This is a genomic window from Pseudomonas soli (assembly GCF_900110655.1).
GTDB lineage: Bacteria > Pseudomonadota > Gammaproteobacteria > Pseudomonadales > Pseudomonadaceae > Aquipseudomonas > Aquipseudomonas soli.
In genome coordinates, this window is the sequence record NZ_FOEQ01000015.1 from 1 (window position 1) to 19,755 (window position 19,755).

Here is a 19,755-nt window from a genome sequence, read left to right on the forward strand (position 1 = left end):
GTGGGAGCGGGCTTGCCCCGCGATGTTGATCTAGAGTTCCCACGATGGCAACTAGCGACTAGCTGCGTTAGTGCAGGCGCCGCCCGTAACTTCGCGACTTCAGGAGGCCGAACGGAGGTCTTGCGGAGGGAGGTGACGGGCATGGATGCCCGTCAAGCGCTGCGCCCCAGGATGGGGCGTTCAGCGCGGTCCTCCCGGGAGCAAGGCCGGAGTGAGGGAACCCGGAGCGAAGCGGAGGGCCGGATGAATGGAGCGAGGATTTTTTGGTTCCTTTTTGATCCTTCAAAAAGGGACCCGCCGTAAGGGCGGAAAGGTGAATAAGCGTCGACATCGCAAATGAATGCGCATACAACTTCCAACACCAACTAACCAAACAACCAAACAACCAAACAACCAAACAACCAAACAACCAAACAACCAAACAACCAAACAACCAAACAACACTACCCCAGAAAAACTCAAAGCCGCTGAAGAATCAACTCCCCCGAGGCCCCAGCCAACCCAGGCTGCCCGGCCTGCCCAGGCCGCCCATTCCCCCCCGCATCGGTCCGATAAACCAGACACCCCTTACTGACCCCACCCGCCCCGGCCTTCCCCGCAGCCCCCGCCTTACCAGGCGCACCACCATCAAGCCGCACCACAATCCGCTCCTGCGCAAACCCTTCAGGCACCGCCAGACGAACTCGCCCACCGGGAGCCCCATCATGCCCGTTGCCACCATCATCGCCATTCGCCCCACGACTGGCCTGCCCCCAGGTGCAGCCCCCAGGCTTGCCATTGGCGCCGTCGAGCCCGACATACCCCGGCGCCCCAGCCCCGCCCCGGGCGTCGATCGATAGCCGCTCCGCCTCCAACGCCTGCAGCCGCAGATCCAGGTTACGCCCCGGCCGCGCGGGCCGCTCGTAGCTTCCGGGCGCCCCTGGCGCACTGAATTCGCTACCCTCGCCCAGCCGAGCCGTCAACGCCTCGATGCGCAGGTCGCGCTCGGCCGGCGCGATGGCGATGCGCGCATCGCGCCCCAGTTCGAGCCGGTCGATCTTCAGTTCGGTAAGGCTGGCTGGTAGCAACAAGGTCGCCGAGTCGGCCACCCGCAGGTGCTCCAGATGCACGCTAGCCGCCTTGTTCGGCAGTCGCAGCATGGAATGGGGAGCAACCTCCAGGCTTTCGGCCTGGGCCAAGGGTGTAGCCATTACAGCCAGCAAAATCAGTTTACGCATGGCTCGGCGCCTCCTGCGACCGGGGAATGGACATGACATGGAAGATGCCGGTCAACAGAATCTGCAGGCGGTCGAACCAGCGGTGGCTGCGCCCGCGCAGGCTGCCGTTGAAGAACAGCACCTCGAGCACATGCAGCGACAGCACGACGATACCTGCGGCATTGATCAGCAGATTGAGCGGCAATGGCTGCGGCATGAACTGGTTGAACAGCACCACACCCCAGAATGCCACCGTCAGAGCCTTGCCCAGGCCCAGGATGAACTTCATACCCCGCCCCCATGATTTATTGTTATGCCGAAGCGGTTCGTTCGAGCGGACCGCGTCGGCAACAGTAACCCTACTGCCGGGGCATGCGCCAGAGGGGTCAGTTCAGGTGGAGTTCCACCCGTCGGTTGCGCGAGCGACCTTCGTCGGTGTCGTTGTCAGCCACCGGCTCACTCTCGCCACGGCCCTGGCTGGTCACCTTGTTCGGCGCCAGGCCCTGGCTGATCAGGTACTCCGCAACACCGCTGGCACGGCGCTCGGACAGGCGTTGGTTGTAACTGTCGGAGCCCACGCTGTCAGTGAAACCGATCACCTTGACACTGGCCACACTGGGATCGTTGAGCTTGGGCAGCAAGCCCTGCAGGCGCTGCTGGGCACCCTGGGTGAGTTCGGCGGAGTCGAAGGCGAACAGCACCTGGCCCTGATCATCCAGCGTGATCACCTCTGGGGTCGCCGCAGGCTCTGGCTGCGGTGCGGTGGCTGGATATTGCGGCAACGGGCAGCCCATATGGTTGACCTGGGTACCAGCCGGGGTATCCGGGCAACGGTCGCGGCGGTCGAAAACGCCATCGCCATCCTCGTCGCCATCCTGGGCATAACAAATCAACCCACCGGCAATCGCACCGGCAACGCCGGCACCAGCCGCCCAGCTGGAACTTTCGATGGCGCCCAGGCCGCCACCGACCAAACCGCCAAGCAGGCTGCAGATGGGCCATGTCCTTTGATTGAGGGGCGCGCTGCCATCGCTGTGGGTGGCGCAGCCTGCCAGCAGGCTCGTGGCCACCACCAACGGCAGTGCCGCTTTCGACAATACACGCATGGTGAATGCTCCTGTGTCACCGGCCGCTACCGGTCACACAGGAGTAAAGACGTGCCCACGCCACTTCTCAAGGCGCGGGCACATCGCCGTCAACGCTGGATCTTGATCTCGGTTCGACGGTTCATGGCACGCCCATCGGCGGTGGCGTTGTCGGCGACCGGCTGCGTTTCACCCGCCCCCACCACCGAGACGAAGCTGGCGCGCGGTACACCGCTTTCGACCAGGTAGTTGGTCACCGACTGGGCGCGGCGCTCAGAGAGCTTCTGGTTGTAGCTGTCGGAGCCAACGCTGTCGGTGTGACCGGAAACGCTCAGTCGCGCGCTCGGGGCTTCCTGCTTGAGGCGCGTGGCGATGGTGTTCAGGCGCTCTTTGTCGGTGGCCGTCAGGCGTGCCGAGTCAAACTCGAAATGCACGTCACGGATGACGATGACTTCTTCCTTCTGTACCACGACCTCCTCGACCACCGGCGCCGGCTCCGGCGGGCAGCCATTGGCGTCGACCTGCACGCCGCGCGGGGTGCCCGGGCACTTGTCGCGGCTGTCCGGGACGCCATCGCCGTCTTCGTCACCGTCACCATGGGCCCAGCAGTAACCCGCCGCCAGGCCGCCACCGAGCAAGGCGCCCCAGCCAGCCCAGCTGGAGCTCTCGATCGCGCCCAGGGCCGCGCCGCCAACGCCCCCGACGGCAGCACACTTCGGCCAGTCGGTTTTCTGCAAACCTGCACAACCAGTCAACACACTGGTGAGCAAAACCAGGGGTATCGCTGTGCGTACTATGCTCATCTTGTTGCTTCTCCTAGGGGGAATCGGTAGAAAACCGATGCTCTGGGAGTAAAGACCGGCGCTTCCCGCTCTGCCAACAATAAGCCACGCCGCAGCGGCGCGCCCCTTTGCCCGCTGGCCTGGGACCGTTAGTCTTGAGCGACCTGAACGAGGAATGGCAATGACCGAAGCTTTCTCCCAACGCACGCCCCAGCAGGCACTGGCCGCCCTGCTGGAGCGCTTCACCCCGCGCCACTTGCTGCTGGTGGGCAGCCGCTTCCCGGCTCTGGAAGCCTTCGCCGCCGCCCATCCCGATACCCATATCGAAGCCACCGCACCCGGCCCGCTGCCCGCCGAACAGGCCGCCCGGCGCTTCGACCTGGCGGTGCTGGTCGATTGCCTGGAGCACCTGCCCAAACGCACCGGCCTGGAGCTGCTGGGCGGCATTCGCAACCTCAACGCCAGCCGCGTCGCGGTGCTGGCCGACCTGACCGCCTGCGGCTGGCAGGCCACCGACTTTTACTCGCTGGCGCTCTCGGCCAGCGAGCAGTTCCAGCGCGATGACCAGGTGTTGAGCCTGTTCACTTATGATCTGCATGACTACAAGCAGGTCCCGGACTGGCTCAATGCCAAGTTCTGGGCCAACCCAGAAAACTTCGGCAAGTACTGGTGGTGAACGAATGAGTGTCTCGATCTGCCCCTGCGGCAGTGGCAACCTGCTCGATACCTGCTGCGGGCACTATCACAGTGGAACACCAGCGCCGGATGCCCAGACGCTGATGCGTTCACGCTACAGCGCCTATGTGCTGGGCCTGGTGGATTATCTGGTGGCCACCACCCTGCCAGCACAGCAACCGGGCCTGGACCGCGCCGCCATGGCGGCCTGGAGCGCGCAGAGCACTTGGCTAGGCCTGGAGGTGGAGGGCGCCGAGGTGCTGGGCGGGCAGCCCGAGCATGCCTTCGTCACGTTCACCGCGCGCTGGCACGACCTCGAGGGCGATCACCAGCACCGCGAGCGCTCGGCATTCGTCCAGCATGCCGGACGCTGGTACTTCATCGACCCGACCGCGCCCCTCAAGGCCGGACGCAACGACCCCTGCCCCTGTGCCAGCGGGCAGAAGTTCAAGAAATGCTGCGCCAGTTACTTCGGTAGTTGAGCATGCGCACCCTGGCCCGCCTGCTCTCGCTCAGCCTGCTGCTGTGCGGGTTGGCGGGCTGCGTCAGCTGGGGCAGTGATCCCTGGCGCGAACCACAGTTGCACCTGCTTGAGGTGGAACCGGTGAAGGTGCGCCTGCACCAGCAGGAGTTCGTTCTGCACCTGCGGGTCGACAACCCCAATGACAGCCGCCTGTTCATCCGCCACCTGGCCTATTCTGTACGCTTGGGCGACCTGTTGCTGGCCGAAGACGAGGCCAGCCTGTGGCGCAGCGTTGGCGGCCATGCCCGGCGCACCTTCAAGGTCACCGTGCGGACCAATCTCTGGCAGCACCTCAAGCCTCTGGCAAAGCTGCTCAAGAGCGGGCAACCCGTGCAGTATCAACTGCGTGGCGAGCTGGCCACCGGACTGTTCGTGCATCGGGACCTGCACTTGAGGCAAAGGGGTGAGATAATCCCCGGCGATCTTAAACCGGAGTAACGCTGCAATGACCCAACAACCCCATGTCCATGGCCCCGACTGCGATCACGATCACGGTCACGACCATCACCACGACCACGGCCATGTGCACGGCCCGCACTGCAACCACGGCCACCAGGAGCCGGTGCGCAACGCCCTGAAGGACGTCGGCCGCAACGACCCTTGCCCATGCGGCAGCGAGAAGAAATTCAAGAAGTGCCACGGCGCCTGATCAACGTCAGCGCACGTGTTCAGGGCCAAGCCCACTCCCAGGCAAACCGTCGTGGGAACGGGCTTGGCCCATGATCAACCCGCTCCAGCATGACCACTGGTAAATAAAGCTCCCCGGCACCTTGCACGGCGACTGCGCGCTCACTACCTTAGCGCCTTTCAGAACCCCGCCACGCCCTGCAGGAATCCAGCCATGGCCGCCCCCGTCCTTCCACCCTTCCCCCTCCGCCTCGGCAGTGCTGCCGCGTTGCTTGGCCTGCTCGCGCTGGGCGGCTGCCAGATGGGTGGCTACCAGGACAGCGTCCTGCCCTACAGCGGCGTGCAACCGCTCAAGGGCCTGGCGCAGAACGTCTCGGTACGGCGTAACGCCATGGGCGCGCCGCTGATCGAAAGCAGCAACTTCCATGATGCGCTGTTCAGCCTGGGCTACCTGCATGCCGGGGATCGCATCGAGCAGATGGTCGCCATGCGCCTGCTGGCCCAGGGGCGCCTGGCCGAGCTGGCGGGAGCCGACGCCCTGGAGATCGACCGGCTGATGCGCGCGGCCAACCTCAAGCAGGGTGCCAGCCAGCTGTATGCCGATGCCTCGCCGCGCCTGAAGCGCTTCTTCGAAGTCTATGCCCGCGGGGTCAACGCCTACCTGTTCCGCTATCGCGACAAGTTACCGGGCGAACTCGCTCGCAGCGGTTATCGCCCGGAATACTGGAAACCCGAGGATTCGGCGCTGATCTTCAGCCTCTACGCCTTCAGCCAGTCGGTGAACCTGCAGGAGGAACTGTCGGCATTGACCCTGGCGCAGAAGGTCGGTGCCGACAAGCTGGCCTGGCTGCTGCCCGGCGCTCCGGACGAGCCCCTGGCCGAAAGCGAAGTCGACAAGCTCAAGGGCCTGAACCTGGCCAGCCAGCTGCCGGGCCTGGGCGCGCTCGCCGCCACTGGCCAGCAATTGGCCGACCTCGGCCTGCTGGGCGTGCCCGGCTCGAGCAACCTGGCCCTGTCGCCCCAGCGCAGCCGTGCCGGCAAGAGCCTGCTGGCCAGCGACAGCCGCGCTGCCTGGGCACTGAGCCCGGTGCAGATCCACACCGGCAAGTATCAGGTCGCCGGCCTGTCGCTGCCGGGGCTGCCGATCGTACTGGCAGGCTACAACGGCAAGCTGGCCTGGAGCAGCAGCGCGGTGATGGCCGACAACCAGGACCTGTTCCTCGAGCAGGTGCGCCGCCAGGGCCCCCAGCTGACCTACCTCGCCGACGGCAAGTGGCAACCGGCGCGTGCCCGCAACGAGACCTTCTTCGTTCGCGGCCAGCGCCCTCAGCGCGAGGTGATGTACGACACCCGCCACGGCACCCTGTTGCCGGGGCATGGCAGCCTGGCCCTGGCCCTGCATCTACCGCAGCTCAAGGATGATCGCAGTCTAGATGCGCTGTTCGACCTGACCCGCGCGCAAAACATCGAGCGTGCTTTCGACAGCACCCGCGAGGTCGGTGCGGCAGCGCTGAACTTCGTGTTCGCCGAGCCCCAGCATATCGGTTGGCAGGTCAGCGGACGCTATCCCAACCGCCGTGAAGGCCAGGGCCTGCTGCCCTCGCCAGGCTGGGACGGGCGCTACGACTGGGATGGCTACGCCGACGCGATGCTGCACCCCTACGATCAGGATCCGCCCGCCGGCTTCATCGGCCACGCCAACCAGCGCAGCCTGCCCAAAGGCTACGGCATGCAGCTGTCGAGCAGTTGGTACTACCCCGAGCGTGCCGAACGCCTGGCCCAGTTGGCCGGCAACGGTCGTCACGACAGCCGCAGCCTGATGGCCCTGCAAAACGATCAGGTGACACTGCTGGCCGACAAGCTCAAGCAGATGTTCGACGCCCCCGGCATGGCCCAGCCGCTCAAGCAGGCCATCGACGCCCTGCCTGGCGCCCAGCGCGACAAGGCTCGCGATGCGCTGGCGCGGCTAAAGGCCTTCGATGGCCGGCTAAGCCCGGTGTCGGCCGATGCCGCCTTGTACGAACTGTTCCTCCAGGCAGTCACTCGCCAGACCTTCCTCGATGAACTGGGCCCGGAATCCAGCCCGGCATGGCAAGCGTTCATCGGCAATGCCAAGCTTTCCTACTCCGCCCAGGCCGACCACCTGCTGGGGCGCGAGGACAGCCCGTTCTGGGACGATCGCGGCACGCCGCAAAAAGAAGACAAGCCGGCCATCCTCGCCCGCAGCCTGGCTGCGGCGGTGGATGCCGGCACCACACAACTCGGCGCCGACCGCCGTGCCTGGCAGTGGGGCAAGCTGCATCAGTACCGCTGGCCGGCACCGGCCTATCACGGCCTGGGCGACAAGCTCGAGCGCGCGCCCCTGGCGGCGGGTGGCGACTTCAGCACCCTGGCCCTGACGCCCTATGCCTGGGGGAGCAGCTTCGACACCCAACTGCCGGCCTCGGCGCGGATGATCGTCGATTTTGGGCAGACCGAACCGCTGCAGGTGCTGACCAGCAATGGCCAGTCCGGCAATCCGGCCAGCCACCATTACAGCGATGGGCTCGATGCCTGGTTCAAGGGCCGCTTCACCAGCCTGCCGCTGCAACCGCAGAATTTTGCCCGGGCCTACGGTAGCCAGCGGTTGACGCTGGTGCCTGGCAAATAGGCCTTCGGCCCCACGGAAGTAGCTTCCTGGCGCAGCATCTGCGCCAGGAAGGAACCTCTCGGATCATCTTCAGGCAGCTACCACCGCGAGTTCTATGCGTTGTCCCAATACATGCAAGGCATGCTCGACCTGCTCGATCTTGGAGCGATGCAGCAAATCAACCAGCCGGTCCACCTGCGGCCGATTAACGCCAAGCCGTCGGGCCATTTCGGTCTTGGTCACGTTCTGAGAGACCATGGTGTTCCACAGCGCCGCCTTGGCCGCGGTCAGCGCCGGCAACCTGACAATGGCCTCGGCTGACTGCACTGGTGTCGGCAACGGAATGGCTGCCCGACGCTCCACGTACAGGGAAAGCGCTGACTCCAGGGCATCCACTGCATCGAACAATGCTTCATCGAGCGTATCGCCCGCACTGGCCATCTCAGGTATATCCGGACAACTGATCCAGACACTGCCTGTATCACGGTGCACGTTTACCGGATAGTCGAAATTCATTTGGAAACCTCGTTGCGTGGTCAGTCGCTCAGTCCAAGATCCTTGAGGATCTTCTTCCTCAGCCCCTCCCCTGTTTCCTTGGCGCCGTGGTCGGGGAAGATGGTTTGTCGATTGCCCAGGTAAACCTTGAAATGGCTGCCTTTGGCAGGAACGAAGGTGGCTCCCTGAGAACGCAGCCATCGACGTAGTTCGCTGTACTTCATGCATGCACCAGGAGAAAAATGCAGCAAACAGGTTGCACTCGCAACATATTTGTTGCGCAGCGCGATGAAGCATCAGTAGACAGCACCTGCGGGTTCGGCATGTCCTCATTTCAGGTAGTCCATATCCGAGCTCCACCGTCCGCCCGGCCGATATGAATAGTGCGCCAACGCCGAAGTTATGCTTCTATCCTTGATCCCGGCCCTTGCCGCACAGCGCTCACATCAGGACCACCATGCACCACTCGACCCACGACCTGCTCTCCCCTGTCCCGGGTATCGCCCGCCAGTTGCACAGCTTCCATTTCGGCCCACGTGGCGCCGGCAAGGTGTACATCCAGGCCTCGCTGCATGCCGACGAGCTGCCGGGCATGCTGGTGGCCTGGCACCTAAAGCAGCGGCTTGCGGACATGGAGCAGCAGGGGCGGTTGCGCAAGGAGGTCATCCTGGTGCCGGTGGCCAACCCGGTCGGCCTCGAGCAGGTGTTGCTGGACGCGCCCCTGGGGCGCTTCGAGCTGCAAAGCGGCGAGAACTTCAACCGCAGGTTCGTCGACCTGTCGGACAACATTGGTGACCAGATCGAAGGCCACCTCTCCCAAGACCCGGCGCACAACCTGGCGTTGATCCGTGAATACCTGCGCCGGGGCCTGGATGCCCACCCCGCGCACACGCCGCTGCAGTCCCAGCGCCTGACCCTGCAGCGCCTGGCCTGCGACGCCGACATGGTGCTCGACCTGCATTGCGACTTCGAAGCCGTCGAGCACCTGTACACCACACCCGAGGCCTGGCCCGAGGTCGAACCGCTGGCACGCTACCTGGGCGTCCAGGCCAGCCTGCTGGCCACCGACTCGGGCGGACAATCGTTCGATGAGTGTTTCAGCCTGGTGTGGTGGCAGTTGCAGCAGCGCTTCGGCAAACGCTTCCCGATCCCCCAAGGCAGTTTTTCGGTGACCATCGAGTTGCGCGGCCAGGCCGATGTCAGCCACGCCCTGGCCACCCAGGACTGCCAGGCGATCCTCGACTTCCTGACCCACGCCGGGGTCATCGAAGGGCAGCCTGCCCCGTTGCCGGCGCTGCGTCGACCGGCCACGCCACTGGCAGCGGTGGAACCGGTCATGGCACCGCTTGGCGGGTTGCTGGTGTTCCATGCCAGCCCCGGCCAGTACCTGCAAGCCGGGACACTGATCGCCGAGGTCATCGACCCGCTCAACGACCGGGTCACTCCCTTGCGCAATAGCCAGGCGGGGCTGCTCTATGCCCGCAGCATCCGGCGCATGGCCACGGCGGGCATGGTGGTCGCCCATGTGGCAGGCGAGCAGGTCTGTCGCAGCGGTTACCTGCTGGGCAACTGAGCGGCGTCAAGCCACGGGAGCGGGAGGCGGCTCATCCGGCAAGGTCGGTTCGCCCGGCTCCATCGGTGGCTGCTCGCCAGGCTGTGGCGGCTGGGGGGTGTCGGGATCAGGCTGGTGAGGCACGCCGCCAGCGCGCATGGGCAGTGGCGTGTGTATCGGCGGATGGGCCAGCAGCGACCAGGCCAGCAATCCGATCTGGTTCGGCTGCAGGACGGCCAGCTTGGCACTGATTGCGGGGTCAATTTTCATGGAAGGCTCCTGACGAGAGCCGGCGCACGTCATGCGCGCCGGAACTGTTCACTCGTTGGAGTGCCAGGCGCGGAAACAATTCCCGCGCTTTGTCGGCTCAGGTGCGCGGCAAGGTGACGCCGCGCTGGCCCTGATACTTGCCACCACGATCCTTGTACGACACTTCGCACTCCTCGTCGGACTGCAGGAACAGCATCTGCGCCACGCCTTCGTTGGCGTAGATCTTCGCCGGCAACGTGGTGGTGTTGGAGAACTCCAGCGTCACATGACCTTCCCACTCGGGCTCGAGCGGGGTGACGTTGACGATGATGCCGCAGCGGGCGTAGGTGCTCTTGCCCAGGCAGATGGTCAGCACGTCACGCGGGATGCGGAAGTACTCGACGGTGCGGGCCAGGGCAAAGGAGTTTGGCGGGATGATGCACACGTCACTCTTGATGTCGACGAAGCTGCCGGCGTCGAAGTTCTTCGGGTCCACGGTGGCCGAGTTGATGTTGGTGAACACCTTGAATTCGTCGGCGCAGCGTACGTCGTAGCCGTAGCTGGAGACGCCGAAGGAGATGACCCGGCTGTCGTGCTCGCCGCGCACCTGGCGCTCGACGAACGGTTCGATCATGCCGTGTTCCTGCGCCATGCGGCGAATCCACTTGTCCGATTTGATGCTCATGGCGGGGTGTCCTGAAGAGTGCAAGGTGAAAAACGAGAAGCGCATCTTACCGGTCCCGGCGCGCGGGTTAAAGTTTCCTTGCCCATCCCGCGCCAGACGGGGCCTGCACCGGCCGCCGATCCGAAATTCATCAAAGCGCTCCTTGACCATTGGCAGGTCGTGGAAAGTGGGTTAAGGTGGCGCCACTGTGCTGCACGTGACACCGAGAATCTCTAGTTTGATGCACGATTATCATCGGCCCATCGCTGAATTTTCTGCTCTCTTTGCACTCAGTCCCGGCCAGGGTTTTTCCTGACCGTAATCAACTTTGTCCAAGGAGACAGAAACATGTCCAACCGTCAAAACGGTACCGTCAAGTGGTTCAACGATGAGAAAGGCTACGGCTTCATCACCCCTCAGTCGGGTGACGACCTGTTCGTGCACTTCAAAGCCATCCAAGCTGACGGCTTCAAAACCCTGAAAGAAGGCCAGGCTGTTACTTTCGTCGCTACCCGCGGCCAGAAAGGCATGCAGGCTGAAGAAGTTCAGATCGCCTAAGTCGATCTCGCTTCCTCGCTTTCAAAAAAACCCGCCATTGGCGGGTTTTTTTGTGCCTGAGCGAATGGTCAGAAGCGATCGGGGGAGCGAGCTTGCCCGCTCCCACATGACTTCCTGAACCTCAATCCTCGCTGATGGTGATGCTCGGCATCGCCGGCGCCGCCGCTTCCTGCAGCACGATCCGCGCCCCCACCTGCCGCGCCAGCTCCTGGTAGACCATGGCGATCTGGCTTTCCGGCTCGGCAATCGCGGTCGGCTTGCCACTGTCGGCCTGCTCGCGGATAAGCATCGACAACGGCAACGATGCCAGCAGTTCGACACCGTACTGGGCCGCCAGCTTCTCGCCGCCGCCTTCACCAAACAGGTGCTCGGCATGGCCGCAGTTTGAGCAGATGTGCACCGCCATGTTCTCTACCACGCCCAGCACCGGGATGTTGACCTTGCGGAACATTTCCACGCCCTTCTTGGCATCCAGCAGCGCCAGATCCTGCGGGGTGGTGACGATGACGGAGCCCGCCACCGGCACCTTCTGCGCCAGGGTCAGCTGGATATCGCCGGTGCCTGGCGGCATGTCGATCACCAGGTAGTCGAGGTCGTCCCAGGCGGTCTGGGTCACCAGTTGCAGCAACGCCCCCGAGACCATCGGGCCGCGCCAGACCATGGGCGTGTTGTCATCGGTGAGGAAGGCCATGGACATGACCTCGACGCCATGGGCCTTGATCGGCACGAACCACTTCTGCTCGCGCACCTGCGGGCGGGTGCCCTCGGGGATGCCGAACATCACACCCTGGCTGGGGCCATAGATGTCGGCGTCGAGTATCCCCACCCGCGCACCCTCGCGGGCCAGGGCCAGGGCCAGGTTGGCGGCGGTGGTCGACTTGCCGACCCCACCCTTGCCCGAGGCCACGGCGACGATGTTCTTGACGTTGGCCATGGCCGGCACCTGAGCCTGGGCCTTGTGCGTAGCGATCACACAGTCAATGCCGACCGAGGCCGAAGTCACACCGTCGAGGTTCTCGATGGCGGTCTGCAGTACCTGCGCCCAGCCGCCCTTGAACAGCCCGGCGGCATAGCCCAACTGCAACTGCACATTGACTTGCCCACCCTGGATTTCGATGGCGCGCACGCAACCGGCGCTGACCGGGTCCTGGTTCAGGTAGGGGTCGGTGTACTGGCGAAGCACGCCTTCGACGGCGGCACGGGTAACGGCACTCATGGAGGCTCCCATTGGCAAACTGAATACGGAACAGGCGCCTATGCTAACCCGTCAATCGTCAGCGGATGCGTTGTTGGGGTGAAATATATTCGCCAGCCCTTTATAGTGGCCGATCACCCTCATTTTTACCCCGTAGCCAGATAAGTAGCCGAGCCACCATGTCCGAGCCACGTCAGATTCTCGTCACCAGCGCCCTGCCCTATGCCAATGGATCGATCCACCTTGGCCACATGCTCGAGTACATCCAGACGGACATGTGGGTGCGCTTCCAGAAGCTGCGCGGCAACCAGTGCATCTATGTCTGTGCCGATGATGCCCACGGTTCGGCCATCATGCTGCGTGCTGAAAAGGAAGGCATCACGCCCGAGCAACTGATCGCCAACGTCCAGGCCGAGCACAGCGCCGACTTCGCCGACTTCCTGGTCGATTTCGACAACTACCACTCCACGCACAGCGAGGAGAACCGCGAGCTGTCGAGCCTGATCTACACGCGCCTGCGCGATGCCGGGCATATCGCCACCCGTTCGGTCACCCAGTATTTCGACCCTGAAAAGGGCATGTTCCTCGCCGACCGCTTCATCAAGGGCACCTGCCCCAAGTGCGCAGCCGAGGACCAATACGGCGACAACTGCGAAAAATGCGGCGCCACCTACGCCCCGACCGAGCTGAAGAATCCCAAGTCGGCCATCTCCGGCGCTACCCCGGTACTGCGTGATTCCCAGCACTTCTTCTTCAAGCTGCCCGACTTCCAGGCCATGCTGCAACAGTGGACCCGCAGCGGTACCCTGCAGGACGCCGTGGCCAACAAGCTCGCCGAGTGGCTGGACTCCGGCCTGCAGGAATGGGACATCTCCCGCGACGCTCCGTACTTCGGTTTCGAGATCCCGGGCGAGCCAGGCAAGTACTTTTATGTCTGGCTGGACGCGCCGATCGGCTACATGGCCAGCTTCAAGAACCTCTGCGCGCGCCGACCGGAACTGGACTTCGACGCGTTCTGGAAAGAAGACTCCACGGCCGAGCTGTATCACTTCATCGGCAAGGACATCGTCAACTTCCACGCCCTGTTCTGGCCGGCCATGCTCGAAGGCGCGGGCCTGCGCAAGCCGACCGCGGTCAACGTGCACGGCTACCTGACCGTCAACGGCGCGAAGATGTCCAAGTCGCGCGGGACCTTCATCAAGGCGCGCACCTACCTCGACCATCTGCAGCCGGAGTACCTGCGCTACTACTACGCCGCCAAACTGGGCCGCGGTGTCGACGACCTCGACCTGAACCTCGAAGACTTCGTGCAAAAGGTCAATTCCGACCTGGTCGGCAAGGTGGTCAACATCGCCAGCCGCTGCGCCGGTTTCATCCACAAGGGCAATGACGGCGTAATGGTCGCCGGTGACGCCGCGCCGGAGCTGACCGAAGCCTTCCTCGCGGCAGCCCCGTCGATTGCCGAGGCCTATGAAGCCCGCGATTTCGGGCGCGCCATGCGCGAGATCATGGCCCTGGCCGACCGTGCCAACGCCTGGATCGCCGACAAGGCCCCGTGGTCGCTGGCCAAGCAGGAAGGCAAGCAGGACGAGGTGCAGGCCATCTGCGCCCAGGGCGTCAATCTGTTCCGCCAGTTGGTGATCTACCTCAAGCCGGTCCTGCCGGTGCTGGCCGCCGACGCCGAGGCCTTCCTCAATGTCGCGCCGCTGACCTGGAACGACCACCAGTCGCGCCTGGAAAACCACCAACTCAACCCGTTCAAGGCGCTGATGAGCCGCATCGAACCGGCCAAGGTCGAAGCCATGATCGCCGCCAGCAAGGAAGACCTGCTGGCCGCCGAGGCCAAGACCGCCCCGGCGGGCAATGGCGAGCTGGCCAAGGACCCGCTGTCGGCCGAAATCGAGTTCGACACCTTCGCCGCAGTCGACCTGCGCGTGGCGCTGATCGTCAAGGCCGAAGCCGTGCCGGGTGCAGACAAGCTGCTGCAATTGACCCTGGACATCGGTGACGAGCGTCGCAATGTGTTCTCGGGTATCAAGTCGGCCTACCCGGATCCGTCCCAGCTGGAAGGCCGTCTGACCATGATGGTGGCCAACCTCAAGCCACGGAAGATGCGCTTCGGCGTTTCCGAGGGCATGGTCATGGCAGCCGGTCCGGGCGGCGAGGAAATCTACCTGCTCAGCCCTGACAGCGGTGCCAAGCCAGGCCAGCGCATCAAGTAACCGCCTTAAGTAACTACCATGCCCCGGCCACCTGGCCGGGGCATTTGCATCTGCCACCCGCTGCCGGATAATGGCGCCATCCTCCCGCCGTCGGCATCCCCATGAGTGACTACGTTCTGGTCCTGGTCAGCGCCGCGCTGGTCAATCACCTGGTCCTGCAGGCAGAACCGGGCGAGCGAGCGCGCCTGCATGCGCTGGGGCTGTGCAGCGCACTGCTGATCCTCCTGGCACTGCCAGTCGGGGCATGGATCTACCAGCAACTGCTCGTGCCATCACAGTTGCAGGACCTGCAGTTGTTGCTCTTCCTGCCGCTGCTGGCGGCGTTGGCCTGGGCGCTGCCGAACCTGCTGCAACGCCTGCGGCCAGACTGGCCAACACAAGGCCTGCCGAGTCTGCTGAGCGCTAATGCCGTGGTGCTAGGCTTGCTGGTGCAACTGTCCAATGCCGAAATGTACGGCTGGCGCCTGCTGGCGTGGCCACTTGTTACCGCTTTGGGCTTCTGGCTCGCGCTGATGTTGTATGCGGACCTGGACATGCGCAGCCGCCAAGCCGAGGTACCCACGGCATTACGCGGCCTGCCTATCCAACTGATCGGTGCCGGGCTTATGGCCATGGCTTTTTCGGGACTCAATGGGCTCTTCGCACAATGAGCCTGACTCTTAACACCGGCGTCTTGCTGCCGGCATTTCAAAACGCCGCCCGACACTACTTCGAGGAACTGCCGCCCCATGCCGCCATCTGATCCGCGCCTGCGCAGCGCCATGCAACTGGTGCTGCTGGCCTGTGTCCCGGGGCTGCTCGCGCTGTTCTGGCTGCATGGCTGGGGCGTGCTGATCAACCTGCTGCTGAGCAGTTGCGCGGCGCTGGCCACCGAGGCCGTGCTGCTGAGCTGGCGCAAGCTGCCGGTGGCCTCGACCCTGGGCGATGGCAGCGCGCTGGTCACCGCCGTTCTGCTGGCTGCGGCCCTGCCCATTCAGGCACCCTGGTGGTTGCCGGTAATTGCAGCCTGTGTCGCCATTGGCCTGGGCAAACAGGCCTTCGGTGGAGTGGGACGCAACCTGTTCAACCCGGCCATGGCGGGCTACGTGTTCGTACTGCTGAGCTTCCCCCTGCAAATGAACCACTGGCCCGCCCAAGCACCCGGATTGCTTGAGAGCCTGAACCTGAGCCTGGGTACCGGCGATCGCATCGATGCCTGGGCCAGCCCCACGGTGCTCGACGTACTGCGCCACAACCGCAGCCTGACCATCGACGAACTGTTTGCCAGCCATTCGGCCTTTGGCCACCTCGGTGGACGTGCAAGCGAATGGGTCAACCTCGCCTTTCTGCTCGGCGGGTTGTTCCTGATGCAACGCAAGGTCTTCGGCTGGCATGCGCCGGTCGGCCTGCTCGGCGCCTTGTTCCTGTTCAGCCTGGTGGGTTGGAATGGCTCCGGCTCCGACTCCAATGGCTCACCATTGCTGCACCTGCTGTCGGGCTCGACCATGCTGGCCGCGTTCTTCATCGCCACCGAGCCAGTATCCGGTTGCCGACAGCCATTGGCCCGCCTGCTGTTCGGTGCCGGCGCCGGCATGCTGATCTACCTGATCCGTACGTGGGGCAGCTTTGCCGACGGCACGGCATTCGCGATCTTGCTGATGAACCTTGCCGCACCGTCCCTGGATCGCTGGGCGCAACGCCGCCAAGAGGCCTGCCTGTGAATGCCCGTTGGTGCAGCGCTGCCTGCCTTCTGCTGCTGGCACTCCTGGCCGTCGCCACGACACTGGCCTGGCAACGCTTCACTGCCGAACCGATTGCACAAGCATCGCGCCAGTGGCAGGAACGGCAATGGCTGGCGGTGCTGCCGCCGGGCAGCTACGACAACCAGCCCTTGCAGACACCCTTGGCACTGGCAGATACCAGCCTGCGCCACAGCCGCCTGCTCGCCGGTTACCGTGCCACGCTAGGCGGCAGCCCTACCGCCATCCTGCTGCACAACAGGTTCCAGGGCTATGGCGGCGCCATCGAAATGGTCATCGCCATCGACACCCACGGTCGCCTGGCAGGCATGCGTGTACTTGAGCAACAGGAAAGCCCCGGCCTGGGCGACCAACTGGCAGACCCTGCCCGTCACTGGCTCGACCAGTTCATTGGCCGGGCACACGAAGGCACCCCGGAGCAGGCCTGGGCGATCAAGCGTGACCAGGGCGCGTTCGATCAGCTGGCCGGGGCGACGGTAACTTCCAGGGCAGTCATCGAGGCGATCCAGGATGCGCTGCGCTACTTCGACGACCACCGCGAGGCACTGCTCGACGAGGCGCGCCCATGAGCAGGTTCTGGCTAGTGATGATCAGCCTGGCACCGTTGCTCGGCGCGACCCGGACCATTGTCCAGGCTATCGCCATCAGCCTTTGCGCCTGCCTGCTGACAGGCCTGCATCAGGCGCTGATGGCACCACTGCGTAGCCACCTTGCCCAAGGCGCCAGCCTGTGGGCGAGCGCTTTACTGACCGCCACCTTGGTAACCTGTCTGCACCTGGGGCTGCGGGCGTGGGCCCTGCCCTTGGCCGAGCAACTTGCCCTCTACCCCCTGTTGCTGGCGCTGCCCTGCCTGGCATGCGAGCAGTTGCTGCCACAGACTCACCGCTACCGCCAACTGTGCCGCGGCCTGGGTGGGCTCTTGGTGGCCAGCCTTGCCCTGGGTATCTGTCGACAAGTGCTCGCCGACGATCTCGGCCTGCACATTGCCACGCTCGCTCCCGGCGCCTTGATACTGCTCGGCCTGCTGCTGGGCTTGTACAATCACCTGCGCCCATCGACCACCTCACCACGCCGTCTAGGAAGCCGTTGACCCCATGAATGCCGCCAAACGCCTGGAGATTTTTCGCAGGCTGCATGAAGACAACCCCGAACCCAAGACCGAACTGGCCTACTCCACCCCCTTCGAACTGTTGATCGCGGTGATCCTCTCGGCCCAGGCGACGGACGTCGGCGTCAACAAGGCTACCGCACGCCTGTTTCCGGTCGCCAACACGCCGCAGGCCATCCACGCCCTGGGTGTCGAAGGCCTGAGCGAGTACATCAAGACCATCGGGCTGTACAACAGCAAGGCCAGGAATGTCATCGAGACCTGTCGCCTGCTGGTCGAACTGCACGGTGGTGAAGTCCCGCAGAGCCGCGAAGCGCTGGAAGCCCTGCCCGGCGTCGGCCGCAAGACCGCCAACGTAGTGCTCAACACCGCCTTTCGCCAACTGGCCATGGCCGTCGATACGCATATATTCCGGGTCAGCAACCGCACGGGTATAGCGCCGGGCAAGACCGTTCTGGAAGTCGAAAAGAAACTGCTCAAGTTCGTGCCAAAGGAGTATCTGCTCGATGCCCACCACTGGCTGATCCTGCATGGCCGCTATGTCTGCCAGGCCCGAAAACCCCGCTGTGGCAGCTGCCGAATCGAGGACCTGTGCGAATACAAGCTCAAGACCTCGGACGATTGAAGCAATAGCTGACAACAGCACAAGGCGATTGAAAAAATCTTTTTTACCCGCTCTGCGATTCCCGTTATAAGGACGGCCAATGGCCCTTTGGCTTGGAGTGACGCATGAGCACCGATAAAGAAGATCTGGCGAACGACGACGACTTCCAAAGTACGGACGACGACGTGGAGCCGCAGGCCGAACCGGCCAAGACCAACCTTAGCAAGCGCCGCACCATCGACAACATGCTCGAGGAACGGCGCCTGCAGAAGCAATTGGCCGACTTTGACTACGATCTGTAGCGCAAACGTGCAAAAGCCTCCTGAACGGAGGCTTTTTCAATAGGGGTCAGGCCAGCCCATGGCGCTGTGCGAGTTCGATCAGATCCACCAACGAGCGCGCATTCAACTTGAGGAGCAGGCGCGTCTTGTAGGTACTGACCGTCTTGTTGCTGAGGAACATGCTGTCGGCGATTTCCTTGTTGCTTTTGCCTCGTGCCAGTTGTTGCAGCACCATCATCTCCCGGCCGGAAAGCCGCTCGACCATCTCCATTTCCGTGGCGCCTCCCGTACCCGAGCGCCCCTTGTGCAATGCCTGATTGGGGAAATAGCTGTAGCCGGACAGCACGGCCTTGATGGCACTGAGCAGCTCGGTCAACTCCTGTTGCTTGCACACATAACCTGCTGCACCCGCTTGCATGCAGCGCATCGAGAAGTGCCCAGGGGCCTGGGAAGTCAGTACCAGTACCTTGCTCGCGGGGCTCGCCAGCGTCATCCGCGCAATCACTTCCAGCCCATCCAGTTTGGGGATCCCGATATCCAGAATGACAATATCCGGCAGATACTCCCGCGTCAGTTGCAGGGCGTCTACACCATTGTCACTCTCCGCCACCACTTCGTAGCCATGCCGTTCCATCAGCATGCGTACGGCCAGGCGAATGACCGGGTGATCATCCACGATCAGCACTTTATTCATGCGATTCCCATTGATACGTTATTTTTAGTTCGATAGACCACCACACCCGAGCATAACGATTATTTATGCAGCGGTTTCCCTGGTAAATTCACCGAAAGAAGCGGCCTACAATTAATGGAGATTCTTCCTACACACTGCCACTTTCACAAAATGTAATAGATAGAGGTTCGTCGCAACGAATCAGAAAGTAACAGTCGGCATAATTGGATCCAAGTGCTATTGAGTCATACTTCATGCGGGAAAATTCGACTGTACATACTGGATAAATGGTAGGTGTTGAAGCTGCGCCGTGGCCTGGGAGGGAAACAAGGCACGCTTAATACGCGGGGGAAAACGCGCTACAGATGGGCAAAGCATCACCAGGCCCTCATCATGAACCGCGACCCCATCAGTCCGTTGACCCTTATCGCTGTCTTTGCCGGCGTGATCGAAGCGTCTGCCCTGGCATCACTCCCGTTCCTCAGCGAAGACAGCCAGACCCTGTATACCTGGTTCCTGGTGGGCTTCCCGTTTTTTCTCACCGTACTGTTCTTCCTCACCCTCAACTTCAACACTCGCTCGCTGTTTGTACCAGACAGCAATGCCAACAGTGCCGGCAAGCCTGTACGCACACCTGTGGCAGAGAGCAAAGGCGCAATGATCATCGCCATTTCCGGAGCGGACAGTCAGAAGATCATCGAAACCCATGTACTGCGAATGATCGACCGCCCGCACGGGCGACAACGACGCTGGGTGCTGTATAACCTGGATACGCGCACCTGCATCCATCTCTCAGCCGCGCCCATGCCGGATGAAGAGGCCACGACCGCCACCCAGGCAAAAACCCAGGCATGAAAAAACCCGGCCTAGGCCGGGTTTTTTCTTATGCTCGAGGCGG

The 19,755-nt window shown here is 63.3% G+C and carries 25 protein-coding genes; 15 read left to right on the plus strand and 10 right to left on the minus strand.

From position 1 onward, the window contains the following. Window positions 1-458 precede the first annotated feature (458 nt). From BMY03_RS23350 to BMY03_RS23365, 4 genes are all read right to left on the minus strand, one after another. Window positions 459-1,217: a hypothetical protein gene (locus tag BMY03_RS23350; protein WP_094012389.1), complete on the minus strand. Its 759-nt coding sequence runs from the start codon at window positions 1,215-1,217 to the stop codon at window positions 459-461. Beyond that, window positions 1,210-1,485 carry a DUF1145 domain-containing protein gene (locus tag BMY03_RS23355; RefSeq protein ID WP_023632547.1) on the minus strand — a complete coding sequence of 92 codons (276 nt, stop codon included), beginning with the start codon at window positions 1,483-1,485 and terminating at the stop codon, window positions 1,210-1,212. Before BMY03_RS23355 ends, BMY03_RS23350 begins: the two co-directional genes overlap by 8 nt. Before the next feature lie 97 nt (window positions 1,486-1,582). After that, window positions 1,583-2,302 (minus strand): PA1041 family peptidoglycan-binding anchor lipoprotein, encoded by a 720-nt coding sequence (locus BMY03_RS23360; RefSeq protein WP_046854473.1) that lies wholly within the window; start codon window positions 2,300-2,302, stop codon window positions 1,583-1,585. Window positions 2,303-2,391: 89 nt separating this feature from the next. Further along, entirely contained in the window at window positions 2,392-3,084 is a 693-nt protein-coding gene (locus BMY03_RS23365) for a PA1041 family peptidoglycan-binding anchor lipoprotein (protein ID WP_038706655.1), read from the minus strand. Window positions 3,085-3,244: 160 nt separating this feature from the next. On the opposite strand from BMY03_RS23365, the gene BMY03_RS23370 reads away from it, so the two are divergent. The 5 genes from BMY03_RS23370 to BMY03_RS23390 all read left to right on the plus strand — a co-directional run bounded on the left by BMY03_RS23370 (window position 3,245) and on the right by BMY03_RS23390 (window position 7,538). Continuing rightward, the gene (locus BMY03_RS23370; RefSeq protein ID WP_094012390.1) at window positions 3,245-3,739 is read left to right on the plus strand and encodes a DUF6231 family protein; all 495 of its coding nucleotides are present in this window, start codon (window positions 3,245-3,247) and stop codon (window positions 3,737-3,739) included. 4 nt (window positions 3,740-3,743) lie between these two features. Continuing rightward, window positions 3,744-4,220 (plus strand): YchJ family protein, encoded by a 477-nt coding sequence (locus BMY03_RS23375; RefSeq protein ID WP_038706657.1) that lies wholly within the window; start codon window positions 3,744-3,746, stop codon window positions 4,218-4,220. 2 nt (window positions 4,221-4,222) lie between these two features. Beyond that, window positions 4,223-4,699: an LEA/WHy family protein gene (locus tag BMY03_RS23380; protein ID WP_023632502.1), complete on the plus strand. Its 477-nt coding sequence runs from the start codon at window positions 4,223-4,225 to the stop codon at window positions 4,697-4,699. Between the two features lie 7 nt (window positions 4,700-4,706). Beyond that, complete coding sequence (locus BMY03_RS23385; RefSeq protein WP_023632501.1) at window positions 4,707-4,910, plus strand: SEC-C metal-binding domain-containing protein; 204 nt, start codon at window positions 4,707-4,709, stop codon at window positions 4,908-4,910. A gap of 192 nt (window positions 4,911-5,102) precedes the next feature. Continuing rightward, complete coding sequence (locus tag BMY03_RS23390; protein ID WP_094012391.1) at window positions 5,103-7,538, plus strand: penicillin acylase family protein; 2,436 nt, start codon at window positions 5,103-5,105, stop codon at window positions 7,536-7,538. Between the two features lie 69 nt (window positions 7,539-7,607). Here the strand turns inward: BMY03_RS23390 and BMY03_RS23395 are convergent, their stop codons facing one another. Then, a complete protein-coding gene (locus BMY03_RS23395) occupies window positions 7,608-8,033 on the minus strand; it encodes a type II toxin-antitoxin system HicB family antitoxin (RefSeq protein WP_023630767.1) in 426 nt (141 codons plus the stop codon). Between the two features lie 20 nt (window positions 8,034-8,053). After that, window positions 8,054-8,236, minus strand: coding sequence for a type II toxin-antitoxin system HicA family toxin (locus tag BMY03_RS23400; RefSeq protein WP_094012392.1), 183 nt, complete (start codon window positions 8,234-8,236; stop codon window positions 8,054-8,056). A gap of 233 nt (window positions 8,237-8,469) precedes the next feature. On the opposite strand from BMY03_RS23400, the gene BMY03_RS23405 reads away from it, so the two are divergent. Next, window positions 8,470-9,585, plus strand: a complete 1,116-nt coding sequence (locus tag BMY03_RS23405; RefSeq protein WP_094012393.1) for a succinylglutamate desuccinylase/aspartoacylase family protein — start codon at window positions 8,470-8,472, stop codon at window positions 9,583-9,585. 6 nt (window positions 9,586-9,591) lie between these two features. Here BMY03_RS23405 and BMY03_RS23410 read toward each other — a convergent pair whose 3' ends face one another. Together BMY03_RS23410 and dcd are read right to left on the minus strand one after the other, a co-directional pair. Further along, window positions 9,592-9,834, minus strand: coding sequence for a hypothetical protein (locus BMY03_RS23410; protein ID WP_046854466.1), 243 nt, complete (start codon window positions 9,832-9,834; stop codon window positions 9,592-9,594). Window positions 9,835-9,931: 97 nt separating this feature from the next. Next, complete coding sequence (dcd, locus tag BMY03_RS23415) at window positions 9,932-10,498, minus strand: dCTP deaminase (RefSeq protein ID WP_023630764.1); 567 nt, start codon at window positions 10,496-10,498, stop codon at window positions 9,932-9,934. 327 nt (window positions 10,499-10,825) lie between these two features. Between dcd and BMY03_RS23420 the strand changes: the two genes are divergently transcribed. After that, entirely contained in the window at window positions 10,826-11,035 is a 210-nt protein-coding gene (locus BMY03_RS23420) for a cold-shock protein (protein WP_012273869.1), read from the plus strand. Window positions 11,036-11,156: 121 nt separating this feature from the next. On the opposite strand, the gene apbC is transcribed toward BMY03_RS23420, so the two are convergent. Further along, entirely contained in the window at window positions 11,157-12,251 is a 1,095-nt protein-coding gene (apbC, locus tag BMY03_RS23425) for an iron-sulfur cluster carrier protein ApbC (RefSeq protein WP_023630763.1), read from the minus strand. Window positions 12,252-12,409: 158 nt separating this feature from the next. Between apbC and metG the strand changes: the two genes are divergently transcribed. From metG to BMY03_RS26440, 7 genes are all read left to right on the plus strand, one after another. Next, window positions 12,410-14,452, plus strand: a complete 2,043-nt coding sequence (metG, locus tag BMY03_RS23430; protein WP_046854465.1) for a methionine--tRNA ligase — start codon at window positions 12,410-12,412, stop codon at window positions 14,450-14,452. 101 nt (window positions 14,453-14,553) lie between these two features. Next, window positions 14,554-15,102 (plus strand): Rnf-Nqr domain containing protein, encoded by a 549-nt coding sequence (locus BMY03_RS23435; protein ID WP_023630762.1) that lies wholly within the window; start codon window positions 14,554-14,556, stop codon window positions 15,100-15,102. A 78-nt stretch (window positions 15,103-15,180) separates the two neighbouring features. Then, entirely contained in the window at window positions 15,181-16,152 is a 972-nt protein-coding gene (locus BMY03_RS23440; RefSeq protein WP_094012394.1) for an RnfABCDGE type electron transport complex subunit D, read from the plus strand. Then, a complete protein-coding gene (locus tag BMY03_RS23445) occupies window positions 16,149-16,760 on the plus strand; it encodes an RnfABCDGE type electron transport complex subunit G (RefSeq protein WP_094012395.1) in 612 nt (203 codons plus the stop codon). The genes BMY03_RS23440 and BMY03_RS23445 overlap by 4 nt, the downstream gene beginning before the upstream one ends. Then, complete coding sequence (locus tag BMY03_RS23450) at window positions 16,757-17,281, plus strand: Rnf-Nqr domain containing protein (protein ID WP_023630759.1); 525 nt, start codon at window positions 16,757-16,759, stop codon at window positions 17,279-17,281. Before BMY03_RS23445 ends, BMY03_RS23450 begins: the two co-directional genes overlap by 4 nt. 4 nt (window positions 17,282-17,285) lie before the next feature. Continuing rightward, a complete protein-coding gene (gene nth, locus BMY03_RS23455) occupies window positions 17,286-17,924 on the plus strand; it encodes an endonuclease III (protein ID WP_023630758.1) in 639 nt (212 codons plus the stop codon). 104 nt (window positions 17,925-18,028) lie between these two features. After that, window positions 18,029-18,205 (plus strand): PA3496 family putative envelope integrity protein, encoded by a 177-nt coding sequence (locus tag BMY03_RS26440; protein ID WP_023630757.1) that lies wholly within the window; start codon window positions 18,029-18,031, stop codon window positions 18,203-18,205. Between the two features lie 46 nt (window positions 18,206-18,251). On the opposite strand, the gene BMY03_RS23465 is transcribed toward BMY03_RS26440, so the two are convergent. Next, window positions 18,252-18,878: a response regulator transcription factor gene (locus BMY03_RS23465; RefSeq protein WP_023630756.1), complete on the minus strand. Its 627-nt coding sequence runs from the start codon at window positions 18,876-18,878 to the stop codon at window positions 18,252-18,254. A gap of 372 nt (window positions 18,879-19,250) precedes the next feature. Here BMY03_RS23465 and BMY03_RS23470 point away from each other — a divergent pair, with 372 nt between their 5' ends. Continuing rightward, window positions 19,251-19,712: a hypothetical protein gene (locus BMY03_RS23470; RefSeq protein WP_023630755.1), complete on the plus strand. Its 462-nt coding sequence runs from the start codon at window positions 19,251-19,253 to the stop codon at window positions 19,710-19,712. The last annotated feature ends 43 nt before the right edge of the window (window positions 19,713-19,755 follow it).